Source organism: Tabrizicola fusiformis, assembly GCF_013328815.1.
Classification (GTDB): Bacteria; Pseudomonadota; Alphaproteobacteria; order Rhodobacterales; family Rhodobacteraceae; genus Fuscibacter.
The window spans coordinates 1-3,534 of record NZ_JABUHN010000042.1; the positions used below are offsets into that span (position 1 = coordinate 1).

Consider the following 3,534-nt stretch of genomic DNA (forward strand, 5'->3'; position numbering starts at 1 on the left):
GGCTTGCTTTGACCCTTGCCCCCGATCGAATAGCTGGTCTGCACCTCCTCGATCCGCGCCCAGGCGAAGATATCCCTTATATCCTGGACATCGTTTATCGACATCAGAAACCCGCCTTGAAGGGCCTTTAAATGGTCCGCCAAACGCTGGAAATCGGACCGGCTGAAAAGGTGTTTGCCATAGTCTCCCTCCGAACCCCAATAGGGCGGATCGAGGTAGAACAGGGTGCCGGGCGTGTCATAGCGCCGGATGAACTCGCCGAAGTCGAGGCACTCGATCACCACGCCCGACAGCCGCGTGTGCAGGTCTTCCAGCATCGGCTCCAGCGTCGTCAGGTTGAAGCGGCCGGGGCGACCGGTCTGCACCCCGAAGTTGCGGCCCGACACCTTGCCGCCAAAGGCGGTGCGCTGCAGATAGAGAAAGCGCGCTGCGCGCTCGAGGTCGGTCAGCGTCTCGGGGTTGGTGTCGACCAGCCGGTTGAACTCGAACCGGGTGGTCAGCTGGAACCGCAGCACGTCCAGGAACTGCGGATAATGGCGCTGCAGGATGCGGAACAGGTTGGCCACATCGCGCCCGGCATCGTTGATCACCTCAGCCCGCGGACATCGTGTCCGTCGCAAGAAAATGCCTCCCATGCCGACAAACGGCTCGGCATAGGTGGTGCAGGGAACCGTGTCGAGAATGGTGCAGATGCGCTTGGCGAGGTTGCGCTTACCCCCGATCCAGGGGGCCACAGGGGCAACCGGCGTCACCGGCGTTAGGGGGATATTCATCCGAATCGTGCTCCTCTGCCGCTGCCCCTCGGGGCGGATGCGGCCATGAAGCACCTGCTGGTCGATGGGGGTTGCGCCTGAGAAACGAACCCCATGCCGGGGGGCGGTGACGCCCTCCGGCCTCCTCTTGCCGACTGTCAGATGCCAGTGATGCCGACCGTGGCGGCATAGGCCTGCATCCCGGCATAGGCCGCGGTGACCTCAGCATCAGAAAGCATCCGGTTGTAAATCAGCACCTCTGCGATCTGGCGGCCCACCGTGGTGTCACCGGCCGTGACCGCGCGACCGATGCGCAACGAGGCTGCGCCGGGCTTGTATCTCGTCGTCAGATCGCCTGCCGTCCGGGTGTAGTTGTAGGCGGGTCGAGGGATGTCCCATTTGGCGACGCGGCCAGAGTGCCGCAGGCTTTGCATCGTCCAGGTCGTTGCCAGGATGGGCTGTTCGGTCGAGCTGGCGACGATCATGTCGTTCGTCGCCGTGTTGGTCATGTGGCGGCTCTGAGCATAGGGGCGCCCGGTCGCGCGGTAGAGAAAGGCGCAGCCGGAGACTGCGGTCTCCAGGTTGCCGGCAATGTAGGCGTTCGATGCCGGCAGCGCCGACAGCCGCGCGGTGATCAGCAGGCTATAGCTGTCGCCCTCGGCCTGCGTGATGCCGGTGTCGAAATATGCCGTATCCGAGCATGTGACATAGCCGCCCGCAACCACGGGTGCCCCGACTGCCGTCAGGGTCCGGCCATATCCTGACAGGTCCGAGAGATAGCCAGACCCGGAAAAACGGTAGGCACCGATCAGCCCGTCGATCACGGCGATGGCGCCGGGCAGCGCGATGCGCGGCAGGGCGGGGTTGTCAAAGTAGACGCCGGGCAGTTGGCGCACGATGGTCTGGCTCATCAGATTTGCTCCGTTTGGATTTGCGAGATTACGCACCAGTTGAACAGCTCGTAGGGCCGCCCGACCGCGTCGAGGTGGTAGGACTGGGCCGGATCGCTGTCGCGCAGACAGCCGCGGGCGCCGGACCAGCGGCCCGTCTCCTCGCCATTGGCACCCCATGCGTAACGCACCGTCACCTCGGCGCCCGGGTCGGAGGCCAGCACGATCCGCACGGCGGTCGTGCCGCGCAGCGCCACTGACTCAATGGTCAGGGCCGAGCCGCCGCCCGTCACCACCGTAAACCCATAGTTTCCGGGGTCGTTGACCCGGCCCGGGTCCAGCACCAGCGGACCCACCGGCACATGATAGGTGATGTCGATGATGCGCCCGGCCCGCGTGGCCCGGATCGGCTCGAGAGGGCGCCACTCCCGCCCCTGCACGCAGACGATGTCGGTGACCTTGGCAAAGTACTGGCTCAACCAGCGCGTCGAATGCGGCGGCAGATGCACGTCGTCCGCGTTGTAGGCAACGTGATAGGTCGGCGTGACCAGAACGATCTGGTCATGTTCGCTGGCGGCCTGCCATTGTGCGATGGCGATTTCGGGCGGGCGGCCCCCGTCCCGGACAGTGTGGCTTGCCGTCTGATAGGTCAGCAGCACCGCAGGGTGTGCTTGGCCAGAGGCGGCATTGATACTGTCGATCAGTGCCGCAAGCGCCGCCTTGTAGGTGGCAATCGGCGTGCTGTTGGTGGCGTCCGTCTCGCCTTGCATGTACCAGATCGCGCCGAGGCCGTAGGTCAGCCCGCCTGCCAGCGCCAGCGCCCGGTGTTGCGCCACCGCCTGCAGCAACCAGGTGTGATAGGTGGTGCCCGCAGAAAGCTGTGCAATCGACCGCCCACCGTAAGCGGCGCACCACGCCAACACCCGCTGGCCGGTCCGCGCCCGCAGCATGTTGGCCCCGCCAAGCGCGATATTTTCGCCAAGATTGGCGTTTTGCTGGATGTAGCGCAGCGGTTCAAAGGCCGCAGCCACGGGTGCCCCGGTCGGCCCCTGACTATCGACCGGGCCGTCGAAGAGACCGCCCAAGGGCATCAGGTTATCAAAGGGCTGGGCTGTGGTCAGGGCGGGCGTGGATGCCACGCCGGCGGCCAGAGATTGGCCATAGACCACGATGGCCATGAGATCGGGGCGGATCACCGGGCGGGGCTGTGCCGACAGGCCCTGCCGCCCAGCCCAGACCGTCAGATAGTCGTCAAGGCTCCCCTCGGCTGGGGTCAGACGCACCGCTCCGGCTGCATCGATCGACAGAGGCAGGCGGCCATGAGGGTCGGAGATCGGCGCCCAGACAACATCGGATGGGGCTTCAACAGCCCGGTCGCGCCCGATTTCGACCTCCGCCACCTCGATCACCAGCGCATCCCCATCGGGTCGATACCTCTGACCTGCGGCCTCACGCCCTGCAAAATCCACCTCGACCCCATCCGACAGGGTGGCCCGCCGGACGCGGCCCAGGGCATCGACCTCGACCGCCACAACTGCACGCCCGTCCGGCAGGGTCTGCGCGCTGGCGACGCGGACCAGATCGGTGCGGGCCGCGACCTCCGCCGAAAGCTCTGATCCCGGCGCAAGCTCCACGATCAGCGTCTGGCTCGTGCTGCTGTCGCGCCGGTAAATGCTGGGCCGGGCCAAGCCGTCCGCCCCGCCAGCGCGCACGCCAAAGCTTGCGCCATCGGCGACAGCCGCACGGCCCGCCGCGATGGTGTCGTAAAACGCGGCAGCGCTGGCAGCCGTCACTGCTGCCGCCTCGGCTGCATAACGGTGGCCCGCCGCCACCTGCGCCTCCTGCCCGGCCACCGTGCGGTCGAGGCCGGTCTGCACCCGGTCTGCAGCAGT

The 3,534-nt window shown here is 66.4% G+C and carries 3 protein-coding genes; all 3 read right to left on the reverse strand.

From position 1 onward, the window contains the following. The coding region (locus HS053_RS21975) for a DNA adenine methylase (RefSeq protein ID WP_174213377.1) at positions 1 to 773 on the reverse strand (773 nt) is incomplete at its 3' end. A 137-nt stretch (positions 774 to 910) separates the two neighbouring features. Further along, the gene (locus HS053_RS21980) at positions 911 to 1,663 is read right to left on the reverse strand and encodes a LamG domain-containing protein (protein WP_174213378.1); all 753 of its coding nucleotides are present in this window, start codon (positions 1,661 to 1,663) and stop codon (positions 911 to 913) included. Then, positions 1,663 to 3,534 (reverse strand): sialate O-acetylesterase (locus HS053_RS21985; protein ID WP_206677666.1); only part of this gene is annotated, 1,872 nt, incomplete at its 5' end. The genes HS053_RS21980 and HS053_RS21985, both read right to left, overlap by 1 nt.